The organism is Halomonas alkaliantarctica, from assembly GCF_029854215.1.
In the GTDB taxonomy this organism is placed as follows: Bacteria; Pseudomonadota; Gammaproteobacteria; order Pseudomonadales; family Halomonadaceae; genus Vreelandella; species Vreelandella alkaliantarctica_A.
In genome coordinates this window covers 2,487,604-2,512,752 of record NZ_CP122961.1, presented here as the reverse complement: position 1 = coordinate 2,512,752, position 25,149 = coordinate 2,487,604, and the positions used below count along the sequence as shown (strand labels likewise).

The following is a 25,149-nucleotide window of genomic DNA, read 5'->3' as shown; positions in this document are numbered from 1 at the left end:
GAAGTGTCGTTAAAAGAACGTCAAGCCAACTTGGAACAGGCGCTCCACATCGCGAATGCGGCGCTTGTCGACCACGAATAGAATCACGTGGTCGCCGCTCTCCACCATCACCTCGCCGTGGGCGATGATGACTTCCTTGCCGCGCACAATCGCACCGATGGTGGTGCCGTCGGGCAGGTCAATCTCGCGGATCGTACGGCCGACCACCTTAGACGACTGCTTATCGCCGTGGGCGATGGCTTCAATGGCCTCGGCGGCGCCTCGGCGCAGCGAGTGAACGTTGACAATATCGCCCCGGCGCACGTGGGTCAGCAGGCTGCCGATGGTCGCCTGTTGGGGGGAAATGGCGATATCGATCTCGCCGCCCTGGACTAAATCCACATAAGCGGCGTTGTTAATCAGTGTCAGCACCTTCTTGGCGCCCAAGCGCTTGGCGAGCAGCGACGACATGATATTGACCTCGTCGTCGTTGGTCAGCGCGCAGAAGATATCGCACTCTTCGATATTCTCCTCTTCCAGCAAGCGCTTGCTGGTGGCACTGCCGTGGAGCACCACGGTGCGATCCAGCCGCTCAGACAGCGTGGTGCAGCGCTCCAGGCTGTGCTCGATAATCTTGACCTGATGGCTGTGCTCCAAATGCTCCGCCAGCCGCTCACCGATATTGCCACCCCCGGCGATCACCACCCGGCGAAAATCTCGCTCGACACGGCGTAGCTCGCTCATCACCGCGCGAATATCCCGGCGAGCGGCGAGGAAGAACACCTCGTCGTCAGCCTCGATGACGGTGTCTCCGCGAGGGATAATCGGCCGGTCACGGCGGTAAATGGCGGCCACGCGAGTATCCACGTTGGGCATGTGGTGGCGCAGAAAAGCCAAATCCTGACCCACCAGCGGGCCACCGTAGAACGCTTTCACCGCGACCAGCTGTACCAAGCCACCGGCAAACTCGAGTACCTGCAGGGCACCGGGGTGCTCGATCAAGCGGCGCACATGGTCGGTGACTACCTGCTCGGGGCTGATCAGCACATCAATGGGGATAGCTTCATGGGCGAAAAGCCCTTTACGGGTTAAGTACGCCGTGGCGCGTACCCGGGCAATTTTGGTCGGGGTGCGAAACAGCGTATGGGCGACCTGGCAGGCGATCATATTGATCTCGTCGCTGCTGGTCACCGCGATCAACATATCGGCGTCTTCGCAGCCTGCCTGGCGCAACACAATGGGGTAGGAGCCCGCCCCGGTGACGGTGCGGATATCGAGCTTGGTGTGCAGGTCGCGCAGTTTTTTGGCGTCGGTGTCCACGACCGTAATGTCGTTCTCCTCGCGGGCGAGGTGTTCTGCCAGTGTGCCGCCGACCTGGCCGGCGCCGAGAATAATGATTTTCATGCGGTCTTGTCCTCACTGTCAGGCTCAAGGGAGAGTCGGTAACCAATGCCGGGTTCAGTTTGCAGTAGGGTGGGGGTCTGGGGGTCGTCACCGAGCTTTTGACGCAGTTTGCTCACCACGATGCGCAAGTAGTGCGTATCCTCCTGGTGGGTTGGGCCCCATATCTGTCGCAATAGTTGGGTTTGCGTGACCACTCGCCCAGCGGAGGCAATCAGTTGGGCGAGAACGGCGAACTCTTTAGGCGTCAGATGAATGGCCTCGCCGTGCAAGCTCACCTGGTAAGCGGCCAGGTCGACTAACAAACCACCATGCTGGAAACGCTGGGCGTTTGGGCTGGCGCGCCGCCTTAATAGGGCTCGAATACGTGCCAACAGCTCTTGAATGCCGAAGGGCTTGGTAACGTAGTCGCTCGCCCCGTTATCCAGGGCGCGCACTTTTTCAGCCTCATGACCGCGCACCGAAACAATGATCACGGGTACCTCGCTATACTGGCGGATCGAATCAAGCACTTGCTGTCCATCCATGTCTGGCAGACCAAGATCCAGCAAAACGATGTCGGCATTAGCGGTGAGGGCATTAGCATTGAGTTTTTCCAACCCTTCACGACCACTGGCCGCCTCAATCACCTGAAACCCTTGAGAGGAGAGGCTGATACGCAAAAAATGGCGAATGTGTGGCTCGTCATCAATGACTAATACACGCGCTTGATCAGTGGTCATTCTCGGCGTCCTTGCTGGGTGCCGATAGAGGCAGCGTCATGGTGATTCTGGTGCCAACATTGTTAGGTCCCGGGCTTGCGTGGATTTGACCCGCATGGGCGCCAAGCATTCCCCGACAAATCGCCAGCCCCAGGCCGCTACCGTGCAGGCTGCGATCTCCGTCGTTACCGGTGACAAACATATCGAATACGCGCTCGCGTAGTGCTTCGGGAATGCCTGGGCCTTGGTCGGTAACCGAAAACATTAAGATGGGCTGGTTCTCATCCCTTTTATCATCACGACATTGGGCTTCGATAGTGATATGGCCATTAGGGGGTGAGAAGCGCGCCGCATTTTCAAGCACATTGACCAGCGCTTGCTCGATCAAGGCAGGGTGAACGTAAAGTAGTGGTAGCTCTTTTGGCCAGTGCTGCTCTATTTGGAAGCCTTCAAGGGCGCTGCCCAAGCGCTTCCGCGCTGAAGTGACTAAATCATCAAACGCCACCCAATCGCGCTCGATTTTCATATCGCCATGCCCTAAGCGGGTCATATCCAACAAATTTTGTATATAGCGGTTAAGGCGTTCACTCTCGCTTAATACGCCATCTAGTAACGCAAAACGATCCTGTTGGCTGAGCTGTGCATCCAGGGTACGAAGCGAGCTGGCCGCACCAATAATCGACGCTAGCGGAGTGCGCAGGTCGTGGGAAACCGACGATAGTAGCGCTGAACGCAACCTCTCCTCCTCTTCAGCCAAGCGAGCAACGCTAAGCTCCAGCAGGCGTTGGCGGCTGTCTCCGGCGAGTTTGCCGACGACCAATGCGACTAATAGAAAGAACAGCAGTGTTAGCAGTTGCTCTTGCTCTTCCACTGCTAACGAAAAGTGCGGAACGGTGAAGCAAAAATTAAACGTCAGAAAGCCCAGCACTGCACATAACAGCGCTGCGTAGCTTCCTGCCAACACAGCACTGGCGAGCACCGCGGTAAGAAAAATCAGCGAAAGATTAGCCAAGGCTAGCCAGGTATATAACCCCCAGGCGATCAGCAGCGCAATTAGCGTACTCGCCAGTGCAATCAGGATTTCTGATGGCATTGGCAAGCGCAACTGGTTCGCAATCTGCCTAAAGGGTTTGAATATCGTTTTTCTAAGTGTCATGACACGACTCTCCCACGAGAACGACCTTCCAGATGTTCGGCTAGCGCCGCCAGAACATTGGCGTCAGTAACACGACAACGGTGAGTATTTCTAATCGCCCCATCAGCATGCCAATACATAACAGCCACTTCGCCGCGTCGGGTAGTGGGGCAAAATTACCTGCGGGGCCGATGATATCGCCTAGCCCCGGCCCCACATTGGTGACGGCGGTGGCCGCACCAGAAAGAGCGGTGACTAAATCCAACCCCAGGGCGGAAAGGCTCAATGCTAGTGCCGCTATAGTGATAAAAAAGAAGAACGAGAAGGCCACTACGCTGCGTGAGATATCACTGGTGACCGGCTGTTGGTTATAGCGAGTGGTAAACACACCATTGGCATGGATGAGATAACGCAACTGGTTAAGCAGCATTAAAGAAGCAATTTGAAAGCGGAAGATTTTCATTCCGCCGCTGGTAGAGCCGCTACAGCCGCCCACAAAGGTCAGGTAGAAAAAAGCCACCACCGGAAGCGACCCCCACTGGCTATAGTCATCAGACGCATAGCCTGTGGTGGTCACCACTGAAATGATGTTAAAGGTGACGTGGGTCAGCGATTCAAACCAGTGGTCACCTTGGGTAATGCGCCAGACACTGAGTAACAAAATCGTGGCCATTAGGAGCTTTAACAGCCCGAGTACCTGCTGATCTTTCCATAGGGCGCTACGCGACCCGCGTAAAAGGCGGATATATAGTACAAAGGGAAGCGCGCCGCTGAGCATGAAAATACTGGCCATCCAGAGTAACCATGGCTGCTCGCTATAGGCGCCAAAGGAAGCATCAGAATTGGCAAAACCGCCGGTGGAAAGGGATGTCATGCCGTGTACGGTTGCGTCCAGTAGCGTCATGCCGCCAAACCAATAGCTTCCAATGGCAACTAGCGTAAGGCCGACATAGATCGTTAGCGTCGCTTTAGCGATACCGCCAGTGCGTGGCATGACCTTATCCGACCAGTCAGAAGATTCGGTGTGAAACAACCGCATACCACCTACTTTAAGAAACGGCAAAATGGCAATGCCCATAACGATAATGCCGATGCCGCCCATCCACTGCATGAGCCCTCGCCATAGCTTCAATCCATCGGAAAAGTGCTCAATACCGACCAGAATGGTGGAGCCTGTCGTGGTTATCGCCGATACCGATTCAAACACCGCATTGGTGAAGGTTAACTGAGGCGCGCCAAGCACCAGCGGCAGGCTGGCAAAGCAGCTAATGGTGACCCAACTGGCGGCAGTAAGAATAAACATCTGCCATGGCTTCAACTCTAGGGCTGCGCGATAGGTGAATAACCAAGTCAGCGCTGCGGCGCCAAGTACAATCAGAATGGAAACACCGAAGGCGGGCGCATCAGGGTCTCTTTCAAACAGCAGTACGATGAACGGCACTAACATAAACAGCGCTAGCACTACCCAGAGGATTGAGATGATTTTAAAAACAGCTGCCCAGTGGCGATACACATTCCTGCTACGATAAAACCATGGTGTGGATGGTGTCATAAGCCCAGCTCGCCATTTAGTATTCTTAATATGCGCTATAACATCATGCACATGCATAAAAAGTCCGTAAAAAATGCAGACGTGATTAATGTTTTTTTACGTAACGCCACGATGCCCGCCAGCGATTTTTATTACTAAAGGCGCCAGGGTAGGTTTTAAAAGCAGCTAGTTCTCAATGTAGGTTATTTTTGTAGTAAAATTACATGAATTATTGCGTATAATGCCCCCTTTACGGTAGATTTTAGGTAATCTAACTACATTAGATGCCTAATTATAAATAGGAGCGACGATGAGCCAGTCCACTGCTTCCCAAGGTGCACCGCTGGGCGATCCGAACCATGCTATTGATTTAGCGTTGTTTGGGGCGCTGGGTGATCTTGCCATGCGCAAGCTATTTCCTGCCTTATACCATCTCGATCGCGAAGGCTTAATGCCTGAAAGCACGCGCATTCTGGGGCTGGCTCGCCATGAACACGACGCTGCATCGTTCCGGAAAATGGTTAACGATGCGCTGCAGAAACGGCTGAAAAGCAGCGAGCAGGATAAGCAGAGCCTTGAGCGTTTTCTCGCCCGCCTAGATTACTTAAAGCTCGATTTTTCCAGCGTTGAAGGTTACGACGCCATTCGGCAGTGGCGAAAGGGCTCGCAGCACCCAATGGTGGTCTATCTTTCCGTTGGTGCACCTATTTATGGCGATATCTGCCGTCACCTTCAGGCCAGTAAAAGTCTGGACGATGAGTCCCGTGTGGTGGTTGAGAAACCCATCGGCTACGACCTGCACTCATCCATTGAAATTAACGACGCCATTGGTCAAGTATTTCCCGAATCGCGGATTTACCGTATTGACCACTATTTAGGTAAAGAGACCGTACAGAACCTGATTGCGCTGCGTTTTGCCAACCCGCTGTTTGGCACTCAGTGGAATCAGAACAACATCTCCCATGTGGAAATTACCGTTGCCGAAAAAGTGGGCATCGAAGGGCGCTGGGGTTATTTCGACCAGGCGGGTCAACTGCGAGACATGGTGCAAAACCACTTGCTGCAGCTGCTGTGCTTAATCGCCATGGATCCGCCTTCTAACCTGGATGCCGACGCCATTCGCGATGAGAAGGTGAAGGTGCTTAAAGCGCTCAAGCCGTTTGTGGGCGAGGCGCTTGGCCGTGATGTGGTTCGCGGCCAATATATCGCCGGCACCAGCGATGGCCAGTCGGTGCCGGGTTACCTGGAAGAAGAGGGCGCCAATACCCAGAGCCAGACCGAAACCTTTGTGGCCATGAAAACCGAAGTCGCCAACTGGCGCTGGGCGGGGGTGCCATTTTACCTGCGCACCGGCAAGCGGATGCCGGAGAAGCTCTCGCAGATCGTCATTCACTTCCGTCAGCAGCCCCATTATATCTTCGACCCGGATCAGCGCGGCATCGCCTCTAATAAGTTGATTATTCGCCTGCAGCCGGAAGAGGGTATTGCCCTGCAAGTATTGACCAAAGATAGCGGTTTGGATAAAGGCATGCGTCTGCGCCCGGGGCCGCTGCATTTGGACTTCAACAGCGCATTTCCCAAATCGCGGATACCCGATGCTTACGAGCGCCTGCTGCTCGAAGTCATGAAAGGCCAGCAGTACCTGTTCGTGCGTCGCGATGAAATTGAACACGCCTGGCGTTGGTGCGACCAGCTCATCGATGGCTGGAAAAAACGCGACACGCCGCCGCGCCGTTATCCCGCAGGCTCTTGGGGGCCAGTCGCTTCTATTGCCATGATTACCCAGGATGGCCGCAGCTGGTACGAGGATTATTAATATGAGCCAAGCACGCCAACAGTTGGCCGAGCAGCTTGCCGAAACCGTGTTTCAGGGGCTGCAAGAAGACTTAAACCACCAGGAGCGCGTCTTGCTGGTCGTTTCTGGTGGCTCTACGCCGGTGCCCTTTTTTAAGTCACTGGCGGCCAAATCGCTGCCCTGGGATCGGGTAGATGTAACGCTGGCCGATGAGCGTTGGGTAGACGAGCAGAGCAGCGATAGCAACGCCAAGCTGGTGCGTGAGCATCTGCTACAGGGCGAGGCATCGGCGGCCACTTTTATACCGTTAACTTGCAGCGCGGCTACACCTGAAGAGGGCGTTGATGAAGTTGCCAAACAAGCGGAAACGCTATCGTGGCCTGCTAGCGTGGTGATTCTGGGTATGGGCGGTGATGGTCATACGGCGTCACTGTTTCCCGACAGCCCTGAATTGACCCTGGCACTTGCCACGGAGGAGCTGTTAGTGGCGGTCCGAACGCCTAGCCAGCCGCAACCCCGGATTACCTTTTCGGCCGATCGCCTGCATCAGGCGCGGCGACATATTCTGCATATTACCGGCGATGATAAACGCGCTGTATTGGCCAAGGCACTAAGTGGCGACGATGTACGTCAACTGCCTATTCGTGCCTTTTTAACCTGCCCATTGGCCATTTATTGGGCGCCTTGAGCGCTAACTGCCTTAGCCAATAATAATTGCTTGGAGACTCACGAATGACTATCGACAAACAGTTACCCTCTACCCGTACCGCCGAGCTGGATAGCATCTGCTTAAAAGCCGAAGTGATTCCGGTCATCACCATTGAGCGCTTGGAAGATGCGGTACCGCTAGGCCGCGCCCTGGTGGAAGGCGGCTTAACCGTGCTGGAAGTGACCCTGCGTACCGACTGCGCCCTGGACGCCATCAAGCGAATGAAAGCAGCGCTGCCGGGTGCCAGCATTGGCGTGGGCACCGTGCTAACACCCGCGCAATATCGCCAAGCCGAGCAGGTTGGCGCTGACTTTGTGGTAACGCCAGGCGCAACGGAAGCCCTCTATCGCTACGGCGTTGAAAGCCCAGTGCCGATGCTGCCGGGTGTTTCGACGATTTCTGAGCTGATGACCGGCTGGCAATACGGCTACCGCCGCTTTAAGTTTTTCCCGGCGGAATCCAGCGGCGGGGCCAAAGCGATCAAAGCATTCGGCGCGCCGATTCCTGAAGCCCGTTTCTGCCCCACTGGCGGTATCACCGTTGATAATGCCGAAGACTATCTTTCGCTGCCCAATGTGATGTGCGTTGGTGGCTCCTGGCTAACACCCAAAGCGATGGTGGAAGCAGAAGATTGGGATGGCATTCGTGAGCTGGCCCGCCAATCAGCGGAGCGTTTTCATCACTAACTTTTTCATCACTTGATAGGCCACAGCGCTGAGTTATAAAGCAGTGCTGAGTTAAAAAATAGCCCCAGTTCCTTGTTCTAAAAAAACATCGCTGGGGCTTTTTTATAGCCTTAACGCCGCCTTCAATAGTGATAAGACTCAATATAAGACCAAAGGCGTATAACGGGCTATATTAAGCTCAACTAAAATGATGGCGCGATTTGTCTGACATTTCGCTATACGCGCATACAACAACGTGCGTGCCACTTACAATGATGATGAGGTGAGTCAAAATGCACGCGTTGACCCTGGCGTCCTTCCTGTTTTTTACAGGGCTTGTCGCCTTTATCACTTGGCGGATCACCCGCCGAGATGATCACTCCAGCACCAGCGGCTACTTTCTTGCCGGACGTACGCTAACCTTCCCGCTGATTGCCGGCTCTTTGCTGATGACCAACCTCTCCACCGAGCAAATGGTGGGGCTCAATGGGGCGGCTTTTTCTGATGGTTTGAGCGTAATGGCCTGGGAAGTGGTCGCGGTTATCGCCCTAGTGGCATTGGCGCTATTCTTCCTTCCGCGGTTTTTGAAAAGTGGTATTGCCACGCTGCCACAGCTTCTCGAAATTCGTTTCGATAAAACGACTCAGCTAATCACCAATATCATTTTCTTGATTGCTTATGCGGTGATCCTGCTACCGATCATCCTCTATTCAGGTGCCATCGGCCTACAGGGAATGCTCGATCTACAGGGATTAACCGGCATTGAGTCTTCGACGACGCTACTTTGGCTAACGGTGTGGGTCGTCGGCATTATCGGTTCCGTTTATGCCCTGTTTGGTGGCCTGCGCACGGTGGCAGTTTCCGACACGCTCAACGGTGTTGGCCTCCTGATCGGTGGTTTCGTGATCGTCTATTTCGGCCTCCAGGCCGTGAGTGACGGCAGCGGTATTATGGAAGGTTGGAGTATCCTCAAAGAGGCTGACCCGGATAAGCTTAATTCGATTGGCGGTCCTGATCAGCAGGTGCCGTTCTTTACCCTGTTTACCGGCGTTTTCCTGATTAACCTGTTCTACTGGAGCACCAACCAGCAGATTATTCAGCGTACCTTTGCAGCCAAAAACCTCGCCGAAGGCCAGAAGGGCGTACTGCTGACCGGTCTGTTTAAACTGCTAGGCCCGCTGTATCTCGTGCTGCCGGGCATCATTGCTTATCACCTTTATGCCGATCAGGGCGTGCGTGCTGACGAGGCCTACGGCCACTTGGTGTTTAACGTACTGCCGCCGTATCTCACCGGGTTTTTCGCTGCCGTTATGGTCGGTGCGATTCTGTCGTCGTTTAACTCGGCGCTAAACAGTACCACCACGATTTTCAGTCTGGGCATCTATAAAGGGGTGCTGAACAAAGAGGCGACTGAAGAGCAGGTGGTTAAATCGGGTAAGGTGTTTGGCTGGATCATGGCCATCATCACCATGATTATTGCGCCACTGCTGGCAGGTCAGGAGAGCCTGTTTGGTTACCTGCAGAAGATGAACGCGATCTACTTTATTCCGATTCTTGCCGTAGTGCTGGTCGGGCTGCTAACCAAACGTGTTCCGCCTATGGCGGCCAAAATCGCCCTGGTGGGCGGCTGCTTGTTGATTGCTGCCGGATACTTTGTGCCACCGTTTACGCTGCTACCGCAGATCATGCACGAGTTCCACTTCGTGGCGCTGGTGTTTGTGCTGTTGGTCGTCGTGATGCTGATCATCGGCAAGGTGCGCCCAAGGGAAACCGACTGGATTCAGCAGCACAGCGGCGATGTGGATCTAACCCCCTGGAAAGGCGCAGTACCCGCCGGTATCGTCTTGGTCGTGTTAGTCATCGTTATGTATATAAGCTTTGCTGGCTAAGCTGGGATTGTCGGGAACGAGGCCGCGTCGTTGCGAGGAGCGCAGCGACGCGGCAATCTCAACTTTCGGTAGCAGATCCGCCGAGCTTGCTTCGTTTTGCTCGCAATGACAGAGGGTTCGCTTGGGACAATGACAACAGTCTATTTTAGGCGCAGCGGCAGCTCGGCCAACCCTTTAATGCCGGTCTCGACCACATAAAGCGAACCTGCGGTGGGCTCCTGGGCAAGCTGCTTAGCACTGAAGCCCTCTTGCGCCGTGGTGATATACAGCGTTTTCAGATCAGGGCCTGCAAATGCCGGGCAGGAGGGTTGGCTGACCGGTAGCTCAACGCGACCTATTATTTCGCCGTTGTGGTCTAAGCGCACGACCTGCCCAGCTCCCCACAGCGCTAGCCATAGGCAGCCTTCGCTATCCATCACCGCACCATCCGGATTGCCTTGGCTGGAGAAAAAGTCCGCCCAAGGCTGCGGCTCACCTTGTGGCCAGCCCTCGCTATCCAGCTCCCAGCGCATCACCACACCTGTCACGGTATCGGTAAACCACGCGAATTCGCCATCTGCGGAGAAGCAGATGGCATTGGGAATCGTTAGGCCTGAACGCAGCCGCGATAGCTCACCGCGATGCAGGCGGTAAAGGCTTCCTGCGTTTCTTTCGGCGCTTTTACCCATGCTGGAAAGCCATAGGCTGCCGTGGCGATCAATGCGCGCGTCATTGCTGCGGGTGATAGGGTTATCGGCCTCGAAATCACTCAGCTTTTCGATACTGCCGCTGCTTGGGTCGAAGCGGCTTAAACGGTCTTCACCGACTAACAATAGGCCACCATCGTCAACGGGCGCTGCCAGCGACACCCGATGATCAAGCTGATAGTGGCCGCTTTCCCCGCTGGCGGGGGAGAGCCAGTGCAGCTGTTTTTCCAGAATGTCGCACCAATAAAGGCGCTGATTTCTGGCATCCCACTGCGGGCCTTCACCCAGGGTGCAGCGGCAATCGACCGCTAACTCGGCCTGCCACGTTGGAACACTCGTGTCTGTATTCATTGTGCTTGTTCTCCTTATTGTTCTCCTGCTAGCCAAGCATCGACTAGAGCTTGTGCCTGTTTGCCTACCTGAGAAGCGCTTTGGCCCGGTTTGTATAATGCACTGCCCAGACCTGCACCATCGACACCCGCTGCGCGCCATTCGGCGAAGTTATCGACGCCAGCGCCGCCGACGGCATACAAAAGCGTGCCTGCCGGTAGGACCGCACGTACCGCTTTCATTCCTTCTAAGCCTACCTGCACCGCAGGGAAGAGTTTAAGCCCGGTGGCGCCTGCATCCAGCGCGTCGAAGGCTTCTGAAGGCGTCACAATACCCGGCCAGCTAGCCATGCCGAGATTATGCGTTTCTTCAATCACCGCTGGCCGACAGTTGGGAGAAACGATTAAGCGCCCACCAGCAGCATGAACGTCACGCACCTGCGCCGGGGTGAGTACCGTACCTGCACCAATGACCGCGCGCTCACCAAATGCGTCTACCAAGCGGCGAATGCTCTCCAAAGGGTTGGGTGAGTTAAGCGGTACTTCAATCTGGGTGATGCCTGCGGCCAGCACCGCTTCCGCGATATCCACGGCCTCATCGGGCGTTACACCGCGTAAAATACCAATCAGTGGCAGCGACATAGCAAATCTCCCCTTTAATAGTTAGTGGCGTTAGGCCTTGAGCGCACGGTGGGCAAGGCATAGACCTGCCAGCACGGCAGAGTCGCCATTCATATGCTGCGTCTGATAGCCGATCGTATTGAGCGCCAGCATATAGCGCTGACTCAGGGCTTGGTTGCCAATCAGCATGATCGGCTTATCGGTAGGGCAGTCACGACAGGCACCAGCAAGCTCAAGGCCAATGGCGAGCCCTGAGAGCCTGGCCGCCAGTACGGCGCCACGCGTATCGCCCGCTGGTAGCTGGCCATCGAGCAAATCTTGCGCGCGTAGGCCGAACAGGCGGCTACTAAAGGTTTCGGGCGCCGTGTAGAGCTCACTAACTGCCGAAACAAACGCCTCACGGCAAGCGGGGTCTTGAAACTCATCGCTACCGATTGAGTGGCGCAAGACCGATTGGTTGGCCAATAGCTGGTAAAGCTCGCCGGTCAGGTAGGTCGAAAATCCGTTCACCGCGCCCGCTTCCAGGGTTGCCCATTTGGAGTGAGTGCCGGGTAGGCAGACTAGGCCAGTAAAATCTGGCGCATCAGCGACGAGCCCTGCCAACTGGGTCTCTTCGCCGCGCATCACATCAAAGTGAGTCGCGGTACTGCGGCTTTGGCTTAAACCAGGCAGCAGGTAAACACGTAGCCGATCACCCGTAAGCGTTGGCATTACTGCGCCTTGGCTAAGCTGGTCAAGCGGCGTGGGTACCGGTAAATAGGCGGCTTCCAACCAGCCCTGGCGAGCGCCCGCCATACCGCACACCATCACATCCGTCCGGCCAAAGGCGGGCAACCAATCGCCCACCAGTCGCAGCAGCTCGGCTTCGTACTCGTCGGCCTTTAGCGACAGCATGCCCTTGTCGCTACTGGCTTGGGCAATCACCTGGTCGTGTTGATCCAGCCCCCAGGCACGCAGGTTGCTGGAGCCCCAGTCAACGGCAATCCAGGTTAATTGGTCTGCAATGTCAGGTGTTTCGCTCATCTCGGTTAATCCCATGGCTTACCACTCCGCAATAGAGCCATCTTCATGAGTCCAGACCGGGTTGCGCCAGCGGTGGCCCACCTTGGCACGCTCCTCAACGAATTCTTCGTTGATCTCGACACCAAGGCCTGGGCCCTGGGGAATGGCGCAGAAGCCGTCTTCAATGGCGAGGGCGGATTTATCGACCAGGTAATCGAGGACGTCGTTACCCTGGTTGTAGTGGATGCCCATGCTCTGTTCTTGGATAAAGGCGTTGTGGCTGACCGCATCCAGCTGTAAAGAGGCGGCCAGGGTTAACGGGCCGAGCGGGCAGTGGGGCGCTAAGGCGACGTCATAAGCGGAGGCCAGGGCGGCGATTTTGAGACCTTCGCTGATTCCGCCGCAGTGGGAAATATCCGGCTGGATAATGTCGATCATGCCGTCGGCCAGCAAATCGCGGAACTGGAAGCGGGTATGCAGCCGCTCGCCAGTTGCCAATGGGTAGCCCAAACCACCGGCGATATCTTTCAAGCAGGGCAGATGTTCGGGGGCGACCGGCTCTTCCACAAACATGGGGTGAAAGGGTTCCAGCTCGCGCAGCAGCGCTTTGGCCATGGGGCGGTGCACGCGGCCATGAAAGTCGATGCCGATGCCTACATCTGGCCCAACGGCGTTGCGGGCTTCGGCTACACGGGCGACTGCTTCGTCGACCTTGCGGTGTGAATCGACGATTTGCATTTCGGGGGTGCCGTTCATTTTAAAGGCCGTGAAGCCTTTGTCGACCAGCGCTTTGGCGCCAGCGCCTACGTCGCTTGGGCGGTCGCCACCGGTCCAGGCATACATGCGCATTTTGTCGCGCACGGCACCGCCTAACAGCTGGTGAACGGGCACACCCAGGTCGCGACCTTTAAGATCCCACAGCGCCTGGTCAATACCGGCAATCGCACTCATCAGAATAGGGCCACCACGATAAAAACCGGCGCGATACATGATGTTCCAAAGATGCTCAATGCGGTGTGGATCCTGGCCGATCAAGTAGTCAGAGAGCTCGTGCACGGCGGCTTCAACGGTGGCCGCGCGGCCTTCAATCACCGGTTCACCCCAGCCGTAGCAGCCTTCGTCAGTCTCTATTTTTAGGAACAGCCAGCGCGGGGGAACTTGCCAAGTCTTGAGTTTGGTAATTTTCATGTTCGGTCATCCTTCTGAATAGGAAGTATTCATTGCGTAATTGTCAGCTGACGATGCCAAGGTCGATGGCCGTGCGGCGCAGCACTTCTCTTGCGGCAGATTCTGCGGCGCTGGCATCGCGGTTGCGGATCGCGTCAAGTACCTGGCGGTGGAGCGCGAGACTGTCATCAAGGGTGTCCGTGCGGTGTTGCGAGCGGTGTATCAGCGCCATGATCGAAGGGCGCAGTAAGTGGCCCATTTGCCGCCAGACTAAATTGTGGCTGGCCCGGTAGGTGGCGTCGTGAAAGGCGACGTCGTACTCGGCATGCTCAGCACGCGCTTCAACACTACCTGCGCTGCTCTCCATGCCTGCAAAGGCGCTCTCCAGACGTTCTATGTCTTCAGCCTGGGCTGCCTGGGCAGCGAGCCCTGCGACCACCGGTTCAGCAGAAAAACGAAAGGCGTAAATAGCCCTGACCAACTGCGGATCAAGGTCGACTAGCCCGGTCATCCATTCGCTCATCAGTGGGTCGAGTAGATGCCAATCGCCCATCTCGCGGACCAGCGTGCCGCGGCCCGCAGTGCGCTCTAATAAGCCCGCAGCGGTGAGGCTGGTGAGTGCGTTACGCACTTGGTTGCGGCTAACGGCAAAGTGTTTGCCGATATCCAGCTCACGGGGGAAAACATCACCTGGCTGCCAATGGCCTGCCAGCAGAGCCTGGGCGAGCAAACGCGCTAACTGTTCAGCGCCACCCTGGTGGGGCGGCAGAGCGTCCAGCGTCATCGGTCATCTCTTGTTCTTTATTGGATTAACCCTAGTCTATTAAATGTCTGACATTTCCACAAGCGAGCCGCTTTAGACATAAGTCCGAATTAGATTGGCGACGAGTCGACCCCTAAGAAGCATAAAAAAAGCGCGCCTGTGTCGGGCGCGCCATTTGTTAATGGGTTATAGCTTTACTTGTTTAGCCAATATCCGCTCGCGTTGGCAGCGCTGCGTAAGCGCCTGGCCGAGTAACGGCGTGGGCGCCGCAGCGGCTGGCGGTATCCACCGCGCGGAGTAGGAAAACGGTATCGCTCTGCCAGTCTTCATCGATGCCGTGGGCCGAGAGCTCCGCCAGCAGGCCGCCAATAAAGGCGTCGCCTCCCGCGGTGGTATCGACCGCTTCCACTTTGGGTGGCGCAATTCGCTGGTCGATACCGACACCTTTGAGTACGACATCATTGGGGCCGTCAGTAATCAAAATAACTTTTACCCCTGCCGCCAGCCGCTCTGAAAGCCACGATTCTGCAGGATGATCGGCGCGCAAGTAGTCGAGTTCTTCCTGGGAGAGCTTGAGTAGCTCAGCGCCGTCTAGCAGCTGTGTGACTAAGCTGGCATCGGCTTCGCCGTCGGGCCACAGGTTGTGGCGTAGGTTGGCATCGACACTGACCAGGCAGCCGGCGCGCTTGGCCATGGTGGCCATCGCCAGGGTAACGTCGGCGATCTCTGGGTCGGTCAGGCTGTTACTGCACAAGTGCAGAATGGCAGGGTTCTCGAATACGCCATGGGGTAAATGCTCAAGGCGATAAAGCAGGTCAGCAGCGGGCGGGCGATAGAAATCAAAGGTGCGTTCGCCCACGTCATCCCGGGAAACGAACGCCAGCGCCGTGCGGGCTTCTTGGGTAAATACCACGCCGCTGGTGTCTACACCGTGGCTTTTGAGTTCACGCACCAAAAAATGCCCGAACGTATCGTCGCCCACCATGCCTAGAAATTGACTAGGTACGCCCAAGCGAGCGCAGGCGACTGCCACGTTAGCGGGAGCGCCACCGGCGTAGGGCGTAAAGGTTTCCTGAGCATCTGAAGCTCCCCCTAAACGGCTGGAGAGCATATCAACCAGGGCTTCGCCAAACGCAATAACTGGTGTCATAAGTGGCTCCTTAGTGTCATTAACGTAATAGTTGTTTTGTACCGCGTCGTTTTATACAAAATAGCCTTATGCCACGCAGTGGCCCCGGGCAGCTTCAAGCAATTCATACCACACTTCACGGGGCAGCGTGGCAGGGCCTTTGAGCATGTCGCTGATTCGCTCAGGCTTAACACTGCCAATCACCGCTATCGGCAAATTGGGAAGGCTACGTAGCCATGCCAGCGCTAAAGCACTAGGGGAGCTATCAAGCTCCGTTGCCCACTTTGCCAAACAGTTGCCAGCGGCGCCTTGCATCAGTTTCCCGCCTGCCAGTGGCGACCACGCCATCGGTGCGTGGCCATCGGCACATAGCTCATCAAAGCTGCCGTCAAACAGCGGCGTTGTATGGGCAATCGATAGTTCGATCTGGTTGGCTGATAAGCGGTGATGCATGGCGCCTTGCAAGCGCCGCCACTGGCTGGGTAGATGGTTGGAAACCCCTGCCGCGCCAATTTTGCCTGCTTCAATGGCATCGTCCAGGGCGCGGCCAGTCGCTTCTGCGTTCATCAGCAGATCGGGGCGGTGGATCAGGAAATGATCGAGGCGTTCGACATTTAAACGCGCCAGCGAGGCATCAATGGCGCTATTAAGATAAGCAGGGCTAGCGTTGTAGTGCTTTACCTTACCCGAGCCGGGTTCGGGGTTGTCGTTGGCGATACTTGCTTTGGTCACTATATTGACCCGCTGAGCCAGGACTGGGCGCGCCCGGAGCGCGGCGCCAAAAAGGGTCTCTCCTTGGCCGTTGCCGTAGATATCAGCATGGTCAAACCAGTTAAGGCCCTGTTCCAGGCGTGCTTCGATCCAGTCAGCCAACACTTCGGGGTCGTGCATGGCGGGCGATTCGTGCAGACGCATCATGCCGAGAAGAAATGGCACATCAAAGGTGGCGGCGGGCATAGCAGATTCCATATTGATATTGTTAGGAATGTTATTAAAAAAAGTTGCTAGAAATTGTGATCAGAAAACTTCTTCGTTATGCAGTGCTTCGGCGGCACCTAGCAGGCCGGTCCAGGGGGCGGTCACTACCCATACGGGGATATCAGCGTTATAAGCGCCCATACGGCCTTTATCGACAAAAGCAGCGCGCAGTTCACTCTTCGGCAGCCATTCCAGCAGGCGCGGGAGAATGCCGCCGCATAGATAAACCCCGCCTCGTGCGCCTATGGTTAAGGTGGCGTCACCGCACACATCGCCAAGAATTTTTAGAAAGCGCAGCAGGGCAGCGGTGGCAAGGCTATCGCCTTCATTGGCCGCTGAAGTCACCTCTGCAGGGCTGTTGAGGCTTGGCTTGATTCCCTCAAGAGAGCAGTGGGCTTGGTAAAGCTCCAGTAAGCCTTGACCGCATAAGATGCGTTCTACGCTCACCCGTTTGTGACGCTGCAGAAATACATCCAGCAGTGCCCGCTCGGTACTATCCGTGGGGGCAAAGGTGACGTGACCGCCTTCGGTGGGTAGCGGAATCCAGGCGTGTTGCCCAGGAAACACCCCGGCAACGCCCAGCCCTGTGCCTGGGCCAATGATTAAGCGTGTGGAGTGCGCCTGGGTTTGACCCGGCTGAACCTCGACCAAATCACTGGCTGCCACATGGGGAACGCCCAGCGCCTGGGCGGTAAAGTCGTTGATCACTTTGAATAGCGATAGATTCAACGATTGCTGAACGTCGCTTTTCAAAAAATCCCAGTGGTTGTTGGTCATTTTCACCCGCTCGGCGTGAACAGGGCAGGCGAAGGCCAAGCACGCCTCTTGAGGTGCGTTTTCACCGGTGGCACCCACGCGATTCAAGTAGTCTTGAACCGCTTCTACAACACCAGGATAGTCGGCGCAGGGTAGGTTCAAAATATCGTATGGGGTTGTTTCACCGGGAGAAACCAGCGCCAAGCGTGCGTTGGTTCCCCCGATATCGCCGATAAGGGCCGGTCGCATCAGGCATCCTCTTCTGAGATTTGCCCCTGCTGACGGGCGAGATCATCGGCTTCAAATCCGCCAAACACCCCAGCGCCTTCTTCGCCACGCATGGCCAGATGGCGGAAGCCGCCAAATAGCTCGCGACCCAAGCCCACGTGGTAGTGATCCAGGTTACCGATGGCCAGTTCCCGCTTAGCCCAGGTGGCGGGGTCGACTTTGGCTTCGAGCGTACCCGCGTTGGCATCCAGGCGTATAATATCGCCATCGCGCAGTTTGGCCAGCGGGCCGCCGTCCAGGGCTTCAGGGCTCATGTGAATGGACGCAGGTACTTTGCCTGATGCACCCGACATGCGTCCATCTGTAACCAATGCCACTTTAAAGCCACGATCCTGTAGCACGCCCAAGAAGGGGGTTAGCTTATGCAGCTCGGGCATGCCGTTGGCTTTGGGGCCCTGGAAGCGAACCACCACAATCACGTCGCGATCCAGCTCGCCGGATTCGAAGGAGGCCTTCATTTCGTTTTGATCTTCGAAGATCTTCACGGGCGCTTCTACCACGCGATGCTCTTCCGTCACCGCAGAGACTTTGATCACCCCGCGGCCCAGGTTGCCTTTCATGACGGTCAAGCCACCCGTCGGTGCAAAGGGCGTGGCGACGGGGCGCAGCACGTCTTCATCAAGACTTTTTTCGGGGCCTTCATGCCAGACGACTTTGCCATCTTCCAGGAACGGCTCCTGGGTGTAGGCGGTTAGGTCAGTGCCAAACACGGTGGGGATATCGCCGTGAATCAAGCCTGCACCCAGCAACTCGCGGAACAGGTAGCTCATGCCGCCCGCGGCCTGGAAGTGGTTGATATCCGCCTGGCCGTTAGGGTAAACCTGCATCAGGCTGGGAGTAACCGCCGAAAGGTCGGTGAAGTCATCCCAGTTCAGGGTAATGCCCGCAGCGGCGGCCATGGCGATCAGGTGCATCGTATGGTTGGTTGAACCACCGGAAGCCAGCAAGCCCACCACGGCGTTAACAATCGCGCGCTCATCAATCTGTTTAAAGAACGGGCGGTAGTCGCCGCCGGGTTCGGTGTTACGGATGGCCTGCTCGGTGGCGTAGCGGGTCAGTGCTTCGCGCATTTCGGTGCCAGGGTTTACAAAAGAAGTGCCGGGCAGGTGTAGGCCCATCACCTCCATCATTAGCTGGTTGGAATTGGCGGTGCCGTAGAAGGTGCAGGTGCCGGGGCTGTGGTAGGACTCCGACTCAGCTTCAAGCAGCTCGGCGCGGCCCACTTTACCTTCTGCGTAGAGTTGACGGACGCGCGCCTTCTCTTTGTTCGGCAGACCGCTGGGCATTGGGCCCGCGGGGACAAACATGGCGGGCAGATGACCAAAGCGTGCGGCAGCGATGAATAGGCCTGGAATTATCTTGTCGCATACGCCCAGATAAAGGGCAGCATCAAACATATTGTGCGAGAGGCCAACGGCCGCGGACATGGCAATCACATCGCGAGAAAACAGTGATAGCTCCATGCCCGGCTGGCCTTGCGTCACACCGTCGCACATGGCAGGCACACCACCGGCAAACTGGGCGGTTGAGCCCATGGCACTGGCGGCTGCTTTAATCGTTTCAGGAAACGTCTCAAACGGCTGGTGCGCCGAGAGCATATCGTTGTAAGACGAGATAATGCCCAGGTTGGCGCTGTTCATCAGCTTGAGTTCGTTCTTATCACGCGGGTTACAGGCCGCAAAACCGTGGGCTAGGTTGCCACAGCTTAGCTCAGCACGGTGCACGCCACGTTTGTGCTGGTCAGCCATGCGCCGCTCGTAGAGGGCGCGACGCTCAGCAGAACGCTCACGAATGCGCTGGGTAACCTCAGCAACGGTGGGGTTTAAAGTGGCGGGTGTTGAGCTCGGCATAGGGACCTCTGCATGATAGAGACGGTGAGTGAAGCTTGTAGTTATTTTACATTTTTTGGCGTCGATATAAGAGACTTTACGGCAATAAAAACCACATTTGTAGTTTTATTACTCGAATATAAGGTGGCAAATACGCCACGCGAAATATCTAAATAAAGCCTTAGCATCCTGACAGGGTGGAAGACCCGCTAATGAAATAGCAAGTATAGCACCCAGGCTTTTGCTACCATTTTGCGCTTTGCCTTTGAATGTTTGATGACCCCTAGTGAGCTGGAGCCTGCATGCACGCCATTGTTGACCACATTCAGTCAGTTGATCTCAATGCCGGTGAAGATACGCGCCGCTACTTGGATACGCTGACCAAGCCACCAGGTAGTTTGGGTGCCTTGGAAGAGTTGGCTATTCAACTGAGCGCCATCACCGGTGAGCTCAAGCCCAGCGTAACGCCGCCTGCGGTGATTGTGTTTGCCGCCGATCATGGCGTTGCCGCAGAAGGGGTATCTGCCTTTCCTCAAGCAGTGACCGCCCAGATGGTGGCCAACTTTGCTAACGGTGGGGCGGCGATTAATGTCTTTGCCCGTCAGATAGGCGCGCAGGTCGAGATCGTGGATGTGGGCGTAGCTACGCCCTTAACGCTGCCTGGGGTGACCTCTGCCAAGGTGCGCCACGGCACCGCCAATATGGTATATGAAGACACGATGCAATCGGCTGAAGCCATTGAGGCTATTAATGTGGGCGTGGAGGCCGTGGAACGAGCAAAGAGGGCGGGCGCAAAGTGCATTGTTGTGGGTGAAATGGGCATTGCCAATACGACTGCTAGCAGCGCGGTATTATCGCTACTAACGGGTGAGCCGGTTGCCCGCGTGGTGGGCGCGGGAACGGGTATTAACCCCCAGCAGCAAACGCACAAAGTGGCGGTGATTGAACGCGCTATCGCTGCGCGCAACGCTGACCCGCTGGCCCCTTTAGAGGTGCTGGCAAATCTAGGCGGCCTGGAGATTGCCGCTATGGCCGGCGCTTATTTGGCCGCAGCGGCCCAGCGTTTACCCGTCATTGTGGACGGCTTTATTGCCACCGTCGCCGCGCTCACCGCCTGCCGAATGTGCCCCGCCGTGCGTGGCTATCTGATTTTTGGCCATCGCTCCCAGGAGCCAGGCCACGATGTGGCGTTAAAAGCGCTGGAGGCCAAGCCGCTGCTCGATATGGGCATGCGGCTAGGCGAAGGCAGTGGTGCAGCGCTGGCATACCCTTTGTTGCAAGCAGCGGCAGCAATGATGGCAGAAATGGCAACCTTTACCGATGCCGGTGTTAGCGATAAGGCATCACCATGATCCCAGGCGCCACTTTTGGCGGTATTGTTCTGCTCATCTTCGCGATCGCTATTGATTTAGTGGTTGGCGATCCGCGCTCAATACCGCACCCGGTGGTGTTGATCGGGCGCTTTATCAGCGCTTTTGAGCGGCTGTGGAATCGTGGCACGGCGCAGCAGCGCCGAGTTAGTGGCTTTCTGCTAACCACTATTGTCGTCGGCGGCGTAGGGGGGATTAGCTGGCTAGCGCTGGCGCTGCTGGGACGCTTGCACCCAGGGTTAGCGCTGATCGCCGAGCTTTGGCTGCTCTCTACTACGCTGGCGATCAAAGGCCTGGGCGATGCGGCCCGCGCCGTGATCCAACCGCTTACTCAAGGCGATTTGCCTGCTGCCCGCAAGGCACTGGGGATGATTGTCGGCCGCGATACGCAAAATCTAGACGAAGCGGAGATTACCCGGGGTACGGTGGAAACCGTGGCGGAGAATACCGTTGACGGCATTACCGCGCCGTTGTTTTTTGCGATTATCGGCGGGGCGCCACTAGCGCTGGCGTATAAGGCGGTTAATACCCTGGATTCGATGGTAGGTTATAAAAACCAGCGCTATGCTGATTTTGGTTATGCCTCCGCCAAGTTGGACGATGTGGCTAACTGGGTGCCCGCACGTTTGACCGCGCTGTGCCTATGGCTCGCAGGTTTGCTATTAAGCCTTTCAGGTGTTGTACGATTGCGCTGGCAAGGGGCACTGCGGGGCACCTTCCGGGATGCGCCGCGTCACCCCAGCCCCAACGCCGGTTGGCCAGAGGCCGTGGTGGCCCGTTTGCTCGGCGTGCAGCTGGGCGGCACCAATTTCTATGCAGGCGAGGCCTCACACCGTGCGACCTTGGGTGAGCCGCTTGAACAGCTGCGTGTTGCCCATATCAGCACCACACTTCGTTTAATGCACGGTGCCTGGATACTGTTTATGTTGCTGCTTGCTGGGGTAATAGCTGGACTGATGTTTATGCTGCGAGGATCGCTATGAGTACTCCTCTATTGCCCAACGCTCCATGGCCCAGGCATGGCGGCCAAGCGGATGCGCTATTAGCCCACTTCGGTTTGCCCGCCGATCAACGCCTGGACGATTTTAGCGCCAACCTCAATCCCTTGGGGCCACCAGCGTGGGTTAGCGATTGGTTAGCAAAACAGCTGACAGGTCTTGAACGCTATCCCGCGCCTGATTATTCAGCTGCTCGTCAGGCCATCGCCACTCATCATCAGCTTCAGCCCGACCAGGTGCTGCTGACCAACGGCGGCGCTGAGGCTATTTTCCTCGCCGCCGCGCTGCATGCGGGTAAGCGCGCGGCGATTATTACCCCAAGCTTTGGCGAGTATGCCCGTGCTTGTCGCGCCCATCGGCTTTCAATCAGCGAGATCGCGCTGCCCGCGCCGCACTTTACGCTGGACGATGACTCGCTACTGGCAGCGTTAAGCGACATCGATGTGCTGTTTCTATGCCGCCCCAATAATCCTACCGGGACGCTAATCGATATTCCTGCAATGGAGGCCTTGTTGAATTACACCGCTGCAATTGGTTGCCGCGTTGTGGTCGACGAAGCCTTTATCGACATGTTGGGTGAGACGCCACAGCAGGCCTCGCTGGCGCCGATATTGGCGCGCTATCCGCATCTGATGCTGCTCCACTCCATGACCAAGTTTTATACCCTGCCAGGGCTTCGGCTGGGCTACCTGCTAGCGGATACCGCGACTGTTCAAGCGGCCCAGGCCCACCAGCCACCCTGGAGCGTTAATCACCTTGCAGCTGAACTGGTAGCGCCGTTACTGGCGGATGATGCCTTTGCCCGGCGCACCCAGCGGTGGCTGGCCAGCGAGCGTCCGCGTATGGCTCAAGCGCTTACTGAGTTAAGATTAGAAGTCGTGCCCAGCCACGCGTGTTTTTTTCTTATCCGGCCTGGCGCAAAGCATGAAATTAACAGTGATGCGCTGTTTGAGCAGCTGCTACGCCAGGGTATTTTGGTTCGTCATACCCACAATTTTGCCGGGCTCAATGGTGATTGGCTGCGTGTGGCGCTGCGCGATGCCCCTGCCAATCGACGGCTGATAAGCGTGTTGAAAAATGTGTTGGAAAAAGGAACGGCATGATTGACTTCGTTAGCGGTGGGGCGCGCTCGGGCAAAAGCGAGATAGCCGAGCTGCGAGCAGTGAGTGCAGCGGGCAGTTCGCCCTGTTACTACTTAGCCACCGCCGACGTGTACGACGACGAGATGGCCGAACGAGTGGCTCGCCACCGTCAATCCAGACAAGAGCAGTGGCAGAACGTGCAGTGGAAAACCATTGAGGCACCGCTACGAATTGATCAAGCGATTGCCAAGGTACCCAACGGTAGCGCCGTGCTGCTGGACTGCCTAACCCTCTGGGCCAGTCAGGTCTTGTATGCCAGCGAGCTAAGCGAAGAACTATGCGAAGAAGAAGGCTTAGCGTTGCTGGCAAACGCACTGGCTGATGCCCGAGCACGCAGCGTGCATTTGGTGATTGTCTCCAACGATATCAACGAAGCGCTGCCGCCTACCGATCTGGAGACATGGCGCTATCTGGCGTTTCTCCAGCGCGCCCACCGCTGGCTAGCGGCAGAGGCTGACACAGTACTCGAGATCGTCGCAGGCAGCGTACTGACGTGGAAGGATGAGCAGTGGAAACATGGCAAGGAGGCAAGCGTTTGAAAAATGCCTTGTTCGGTGTCTTGCTGGCGCTGCAATTTCTTACCCGCATCCCCATTCCTATTGCCTGCCCTTGGACGCCCGATACCCGCCGCTGGGCAGTACGCGCCTATCCGTTCGTGGGGTTGATGATCGGTAGCGTGCTAGCGCTAACAGCGTTTGCCATGCATAACGTTCCCACGCCGATCACAGCTTTGGCGGTACTAAGCGTATGGGTGGCGCTCTCGGGTGGGCTGCATTTGGACGGCGTAATGGATATCGCCGATGCGTTAGGCAGCAATCAGCCATTGGCGCGCCGTTGGGAAATCATGAAAGACCCGCAAATCGGCAGCTTCGGAATGCTCGCGCTGGTGTTTCTGCTCGCCTGGAAGGCTGTGCTGGTGTGGGCGCTACTGGCTTACCAGGCGCCTCTCTGGTGGCTATTAGTCGTCCCTGCGCTTGGGCGCTGGGCAGGTGTGGCGTTGCTGGTGCTGACTCCCTGCGCCAAACAGCAGGGCTTGGCGTGGAGCTGGCAGCAGTCGCTTAGCGTTCAAGATGTGGCGCTGGCATTGATACCGCTGGCGTTGATAGCGCTGCTATCACCCGCACTAGTGTTGATGATGCTAACGGTGATGGTTTTTGTTGTACTAATGCGCTGGCTAATGCTGCGACTGTTTAACGGGATTAACGGCGATATGGTAGGCGCCACCATTGAAGGAGGAGAGCTTTGGCTACTGATCTTACTGTGGAGCTGGTGGCAGTTCGCCACGGTATCACCGCTTGGAATTTAGAGCGCCGTTATCAAGGCCAACAGGATATTCCGCTGCTGTTTCCCGAGGCTGAAGATGGGCTGCTGGCACTGCGTGACGCGCTGGCGGGTGAACGGTTCGATGCTATCTACTCAAGTGATCTTAACCGCTGCCAGCAAACCCTGGAGTGGGCTGAAGTAGCCAAAGCCAGCGTGCCGCTTGTACTTGAACAACGCCTGCGCGAGCTTGATTTTGGCGAGTACGAAGGCAAGGTTTACGACGAGCTAAAAGATTTGCCTCACTACCGAGCCTGGATCGATAGCGTGGGCGAGCTGCAAATTCCCGGCGGTGAATCGGCGGCCCAATTGCGTGAGCGGTTAGACGCTTGGCTACATGACCTAGCGGTCAATGCTCGCGCCGATGGCCATAAAAAGATTCTGGCCGTCACCCATGGCGGTGTGATTCGCGAGCTACGGCGCCGTTTTGAGACGATTCACTTCTGGGACGGTACCGTGCTTCAGGCCCAAGGCAGGCGCTGGCAGCTTATCTATCAGCAAGACGAACATGGAAAAGGGGAATGGCAATGCAGCTCTTCATCGGCGGTGCCTGCGCTGGTAAACGCGACGCCGTAGCCGCACGCTTTCCCACTGCAAACGGGTGGCGTCTGAATACTGATAGGCCCTTCAGCGATAGCCAACAAGCGCTGGTAGCCAATACGCCGTTGGTTATTACCGGCGTGCTTGAGTGGCTTTGCGCTGCTCTTGAGCGTGAAGATAACGATGCCCTGCGCCAGCAGTGGCAGAACGATATAGCTGCACTCGACCAGCGCGCCGACGAGCTAAACGCGCCGTTAATCATCATTGCTAGCGAAGTGGGCCGTGGGATTGTGCCCATGCAGTCCGGACAGCGCCGCCTGCGTGATCTCAATGGCTGGTTCACCCAAGACGCCACCGCTCAAGCTGAACAGGTGTGGTATGTCCGGCATGGGTTAGTGATGCCGCTCAAATAGCCACTGGCGGGCT

24 protein-coding genes are annotated in these 25,149 nt (G+C 56.6%); 11 read left to right on the top strand and 13 right to left on the bottom strand.

Annotated features, from left to right (window positions below; genetic code table 11):
* Positions 1–9: 9 nt before the first annotated feature.
* Genes trkA through QEN58_RS11515 form a run of 4 tightly spaced genes read right to left on the bottom strand, consistent with a single transcriptional unit; the run spans position 10 to position 4,768 of the window.
* Positions 10–1,383, bottom strand: a complete 1,374-nt coding sequence (gene trkA, locus QEN58_RS11530) for a Trk system potassium transporter TrkA (RefSeq protein WP_280103806.1) — start codon at positions 1,381–1,383, stop codon at positions 10–12.
* Positions 1,380–2,102, bottom strand: coding sequence for a response regulator (locus tag QEN58_RS11525; RefSeq protein WP_280103805.1), 723 nt, complete (start codon positions 2,100–2,102; stop codon positions 1,380–1,382). Before QEN58_RS11525 ends, trkA begins: the two co-directional genes overlap by 4 nt.
* On the bottom strand, positions 2,092–3,237 hold the full coding sequence (locus tag QEN58_RS11520; protein ID WP_280103804.1) for a sensor histidine kinase: 1,146 nt from the start codon (positions 3,235–3,237) through the stop codon (positions 2,092–2,094). The genes QEN58_RS11525 and QEN58_RS11520 overlap by 11 nt, the downstream gene beginning before the upstream one ends.
* A 40-nt stretch (positions 3,238–3,277) precedes the next feature.
* Complete coding sequence (locus QEN58_RS11515) at positions 3,278–4,768, bottom strand: TrkH family potassium uptake protein (protein ID WP_280103803.1); 1,491 nt, start codon at positions 4,766–4,768, stop codon at positions 3,278–3,280.
* A gap of 289 nt (positions 4,769–5,057) precedes the next feature.
* On the opposite strand from QEN58_RS11515, the gene zwf reads away from it, so the two are divergent.
* The 4 genes from zwf to QEN58_RS11495 all read left to right on the top strand — a co-directional run bounded on the left by zwf (position 5,058) and on the right by QEN58_RS11495 (position 9,805).
* Complete coding sequence (gene zwf, locus QEN58_RS11510) at positions 5,058–6,563, top strand: glucose-6-phosphate dehydrogenase (RefSeq protein WP_280103802.1); 1,506 nt, start codon at positions 5,058–5,060, stop codon at positions 6,561–6,563.
* A gap of 1 nt (position 6,564) precedes the next feature.
* Positions 6,565–7,230 carry a 6-phosphogluconolactonase gene (gene pgl / locus QEN58_RS11505; protein ID WP_280103801.1) on the top strand — a complete coding sequence of 222 codons (666 nt, stop codon included), beginning with the start codon at positions 6,565–6,567 and terminating at the stop codon, positions 7,228–7,230.
* 44 nt (positions 7,231–7,274) lie between these two features.
* Positions 7,275–7,937 carry a bifunctional 4-hydroxy-2-oxoglutarate aldolase/2-dehydro-3-deoxy-phosphogluconate aldolase gene (locus QEN58_RS11500; protein ID WP_280103800.1) on the top strand — a complete coding sequence of 221 codons (663 nt, stop codon included), beginning with the start codon at positions 7,275–7,277 and terminating at the stop codon, positions 7,935–7,937.
* Positions 7,938–8,209: 272 nt separating this feature from the next.
* Positions 8,210–9,805, top strand: a complete 1,596-nt coding sequence (locus QEN58_RS11495) for a solute:sodium symporter family transporter (RefSeq protein WP_280103799.1) — start codon at positions 8,210–8,212, stop codon at positions 9,803–9,805.
* Positions 9,806–9,945: 140 nt separating this feature from the next.
* Here QEN58_RS11495 and QEN58_RS11490 read toward each other — a convergent pair whose 3' ends face one another.
* From QEN58_RS11490 to edd, 9 genes are all read right to left on the bottom strand, one after another.
* Positions 9,946–10,842, bottom strand: a complete 897-nt coding sequence (locus QEN58_RS11490) for an SMP-30/gluconolactonase/LRE family protein (protein WP_280103798.1) — start codon at positions 10,840–10,842, stop codon at positions 9,946–9,948.
* Positions 10,843–10,856: 14 nt separating this feature from the next.
* Entirely contained in the window at positions 10,857–11,462 is a 606-nt protein-coding gene (locus QEN58_RS11485) for a 2-dehydro-3-deoxy-6-phosphogalactonate aldolase (protein WP_280103797.1), read from the bottom strand.
* A gap of 30 nt (positions 11,463–11,492) precedes the next feature.
* Positions 11,493–12,464, bottom strand: coding sequence for a 2-dehydro-3-deoxygalactonokinase (locus QEN58_RS11480; protein ID WP_280103796.1), 972 nt, complete (start codon positions 12,462–12,464; stop codon positions 11,493–11,495).
* Between the two features lie 18 nt (positions 12,465–12,482).
* Positions 12,483–13,631 carry a galactonate dehydratase gene (gene dgoD, locus QEN58_RS11475; RefSeq protein WP_159176947.1) on the bottom strand — a complete coding sequence of 383 codons (1,149 nt, stop codon included), beginning with the start codon at positions 13,629–13,631 and terminating at the stop codon, positions 12,483–12,485.
* 43 nt (positions 13,632–13,674) lie between these two features.
* Positions 13,675–14,394 (bottom strand): FadR/GntR family transcriptional regulator, encoded by a 720-nt coding sequence (locus QEN58_RS11470; RefSeq protein ID WP_280103795.1) that lies wholly within the window; start codon positions 14,392–14,394, stop codon positions 13,675–13,677.
* Between the two features lie 181 nt (positions 14,395–14,575).
* Entirely contained in the window at positions 14,576–15,523 is a 948-nt protein-coding gene (locus QEN58_RS11465) for a carbohydrate kinase family protein (protein WP_280103794.1), read from the bottom strand.
* Positions 15,524–15,589: 66 nt separating this feature from the next.
* The gene (locus tag QEN58_RS11460; RefSeq protein ID WP_280103793.1) at positions 15,590–16,459 is read right to left on the bottom strand and encodes an aldo/keto reductase; all 870 of its coding nucleotides are present in this window, start codon (positions 16,457–16,459) and stop codon (positions 15,590–15,592) included.
* 60 nt (positions 16,460–16,519) lie between these two features.
* Positions 16,520–17,485: a glucokinase gene (glk, locus tag QEN58_RS11455; protein ID WP_280103792.1), complete on the bottom strand. Its 966-nt coding sequence runs from the start codon at positions 17,483–17,485 to the stop codon at positions 16,520–16,522.
* Positions 17,485–19,374 (bottom strand): phosphogluconate dehydratase, encoded by a 1,890-nt coding sequence (gene edd / locus QEN58_RS11450; RefSeq protein WP_280103791.1) that lies wholly within the window; start codon positions 19,372–19,374, stop codon positions 17,485–17,487. The genes glk and edd overlap by 1 nt, the downstream gene beginning before the upstream one ends.
* Before the next feature lie 281 nt (positions 19,375–19,655).
* Between edd and cobT the strand changes: the two genes are divergently transcribed.
* From cobT to QEN58_RS11415, 7 genes are read left to right on the top strand one after another with little or no spacing between them, the layout of a single operon-like run.
* Positions 19,656–20,705 carry a nicotinate-nucleotide--dimethylbenzimidazole phosphoribosyltransferase gene (gene cobT, locus QEN58_RS11445; protein WP_280103790.1) on the top strand — a complete coding sequence of 350 codons (1,050 nt, stop codon included), beginning with the start codon at positions 19,656–19,658 and terminating at the stop codon, positions 20,703–20,705.
* On the top strand, positions 20,702–21,706 hold the full coding sequence (gene cbiB / locus QEN58_RS11440; protein WP_280103789.1) for an adenosylcobinamide-phosphate synthase CbiB: 1,005 nt from the start codon (positions 20,702–20,704) through the stop codon (positions 21,704–21,706). The genes cobT and cbiB overlap by 4 nt, the downstream gene beginning before the upstream one ends.
* Positions 21,703–22,824 (top strand): threonine-phosphate decarboxylase CobD, encoded by a 1,122-nt coding sequence (gene cobD, locus QEN58_RS11435; protein ID WP_280103788.1) that lies wholly within the window; start codon positions 21,703–21,705, stop codon positions 22,822–22,824. Before cbiB ends, cobD begins: the two co-directional genes overlap by 4 nt.
* The gene (locus QEN58_RS11430; protein WP_280103787.1) at positions 22,821–23,402 is read left to right on the top strand and encodes a bifunctional adenosylcobinamide kinase/adenosylcobinamide-phosphate guanylyltransferase; all 582 of its coding nucleotides are present in this window, start codon (positions 22,821–22,823) and stop codon (positions 23,400–23,402) included. The genes cobD and QEN58_RS11430 overlap by 4 nt, the downstream gene beginning before the upstream one ends.
* Positions 23,399–24,169, top strand: coding sequence for an adenosylcobinamide-GDP ribazoletransferase (gene cobS / locus QEN58_RS11425; RefSeq protein ID WP_280106928.1), 771 nt, complete (start codon positions 23,399–23,401; stop codon positions 24,167–24,169). The genes QEN58_RS11430 and cobS overlap by 4 nt, the downstream gene beginning before the upstream one ends.
* On the top strand, positions 24,106–24,759 hold the full coding sequence (locus QEN58_RS11420; RefSeq protein ID WP_280103786.1) for a histidine phosphatase family protein: 654 nt from the start codon (positions 24,106–24,108) through the stop codon (positions 24,757–24,759). Before cobS ends, QEN58_RS11420 begins: the two co-directional genes overlap by 64 nt.
* Complete coding sequence (locus tag QEN58_RS11415) at positions 24,711–25,136, top strand: bifunctional adenosylcobinamide kinase/adenosylcobinamide-phosphate guanylyltransferase (RefSeq protein ID WP_280103785.1); 426 nt, start codon at positions 24,711–24,713, stop codon at positions 25,134–25,136. Before QEN58_RS11420 ends, QEN58_RS11415 begins: the two co-directional genes overlap by 49 nt.
* The last annotated feature ends 13 nt before the right edge of the window (positions 25,137–25,149 follow it).

What these genes read in the sequence shown, in the direction of transcription:
- cbiB (WP_280103789.1), top strand. Translation starts at nt 20,702, where the DNA reads ATGATCCCAGGCGCCACTTTTGGCGGTATTGTTCTGCTCATCTTCGCG.
- edd (WP_280103791.1), bottom strand. Translation starts at nt 19,374, where the DNA reads ATGCCGAGCTCAACACCCGCCACTTTAAACCCCACCGTTGCTGAGGTT.
- QEN58_RS11515 (WP_280103803.1), bottom strand. Translation starts at nt 4,768, where the DNA reads ATGACACCATCCACACCATGGTTTTATCGTAGCAGGAATGTGTATCGC.
- QEN58_RS11520 (WP_280103804.1), bottom strand. Translation starts at nt 3,237, where the DNA reads ATGACACTTAGAAAAACGATATTCAAACCCTTTAGGCAGATTGCGAAC.
- QEN58_RS11460 (WP_280103793.1), bottom strand. Translation starts at nt 16,459, where the DNA reads ATGCCCGCCGCCACCTTTGATGTGCCATTTCTTCTCGGCATGATGCGT.
- QEN58_RS11430 (WP_280103787.1), top strand. Translation starts at nt 22,821, where the DNA reads ATGATTGACTTCGTTAGCGGTGGGGCGCGCTCGGGCAAAAGCGAGATA.
- QEN58_RS11490 (WP_280103798.1), bottom strand. Translation starts at nt 10,842, where the DNA reads ATGAATACAGACACGAGTGTTCCAACGTGGCAGGCCGAGTTAGCGGTC.
- QEN58_RS11485 (WP_280103797.1), bottom strand. Translation starts at nt 11,462, where the DNA reads ATGTCGCTGCCACTGATTGGTATTTTACGCGGTGTAACGCCCGATGAG.
- QEN58_RS11415 (WP_280103785.1), top strand. Translation starts at nt 24,711, where the DNA reads ATGCAGCTCTTCATCGGCGGTGCCTGCGCTGGTAAACGCGACGCCGTA.
- QEN58_RS11525 (WP_280103805.1), bottom strand. Translation starts at nt 2,102, where the DNA reads ATGACCACTGATCAAGCGCGTGTATTAGTCATTGATGACGAGCCACAC.
- QEN58_RS11465 (WP_280103794.1), bottom strand. Translation starts at nt 15,523, where the DNA reads ATGACACCAGTTATTGCGTTTGGCGAAGCCCTGGTTGATATGCTCTCC.
- QEN58_RS11500 (WP_280103800.1), top strand. Translation starts at nt 7,275, where the DNA reads ATGACTATCGACAAACAGTTACCCTCTACCCGTACCGCCGAGCTGGAT.
- QEN58_RS11495 (WP_280103799.1), top strand. Translation starts at nt 8,210, where the DNA reads ATGCACGCGTTGACCCTGGCGTCCTTCCTGTTTTTTACAGGGCTTGTC.
- QEN58_RS11480 (WP_280103796.1), bottom strand. Translation starts at nt 12,464, where the DNA reads ATGAGCGAAACACCTGACATTGCAGACCAATTAACCTGGATTGCCGTT.
- trkA (WP_280103806.1), bottom strand. Translation starts at nt 1,383, where the DNA reads ATGAAAATCATTATTCTCGGCGCCGGCCAGGTCGGCGGCACACTGGCA.
- dgoD (WP_159176947.1), bottom strand. Translation starts at nt 13,631, where the DNA reads ATGAAAATTACCAAACTCAAGACTTGGCAAGTTCCCCCGCGCTGGCTG.
- glk (WP_280103792.1), bottom strand. Translation starts at nt 17,485, where the DNA reads ATGCGACCGGCCCTTATCGGCGATATCGGGGGAACCAACGCACGCTTG.
- zwf (WP_280103802.1), top strand. Translation starts at nt 5,058, where the DNA reads ATGAGCCAGTCCACTGCTTCCCAAGGTGCACCGCTGGGCGATCCGAAC.
- cobT (WP_280103790.1), top strand. Translation starts at nt 19,656, where the DNA reads ATGCACGCCATTGTTGACCACATTCAGTCAGTTGATCTCAATGCCGGT.
- QEN58_RS11470 (WP_280103795.1), bottom strand. Translation starts at nt 14,394, where the DNA reads ATGACGCTGGACGCTCTGCCGCCCCACCAGGGTGGCGCTGAACAGTTA.
- pgl (WP_280103801.1), top strand. Translation starts at nt 6,565, where the DNA reads ATGAGCCAAGCACGCCAACAGTTGGCCGAGCAGCTTGCCGAAACCGTG.
- cobD (WP_280103788.1), top strand. Translation starts at nt 21,703, where the DNA reads ATGAGTACTCCTCTATTGCCCAACGCTCCATGGCCCAGGCATGGCGGC.